This is a genomic window from Bacillus pretiosus, from assembly GCF_051294775.1.
Classification (GTDB): domain Bacteria; phylum Bacillota; class Bacilli; order Bacillales; family Bacillaceae_G; genus Bacillus_A; species Bacillus_A wiedmannii.
In genome coordinates this window covers 1-284 of record NZ_JBPPHF010000545.1, presented here as the reverse complement: position 1 = coordinate 284, position 284 = coordinate 1, and the positions used below count along the sequence as shown (strand labels likewise).

Annotated in this window: 1 protein-coding gene; it reads left to right on the top strand. The window is 32.7% G+C overall.

Going from position 1 to position 284, the window contains the following annotated elements; translation table 11 throughout:
* A partial coding sequence (locus ACSG5Z_RS32100; protein WP_435712970.1) for a metallophosphoesterase family protein occupies nt 1-284 on the top strand: 284 nt, incomplete at both ends.

The following is a 284-nucleotide window of genomic DNA, read 5'->3' as shown; positions in this document are numbered from 1 at the left end:
TCTGCAGAGGAAGTGAAAACTCATGGATATTATTCAGATAAACAAATTAATTGGTTAAAAGAAGAAATGGAAAAGGCACAAAAAGATGATCCAGAAAAGCCGATTTTCGTATTTTTACTCCAACATATTAAAGATACAGTATACGGTAGCCAAGAATGGGGAACAAAAGATAGTGCGAAAATTTATGAGGTATTAAAACAATACCCACAAGTTATTACGTTTTCAGGTCTTTCACATTATCCGTTAGATGATCCAAGATCGATTCATCAAAAAGACTTTACATC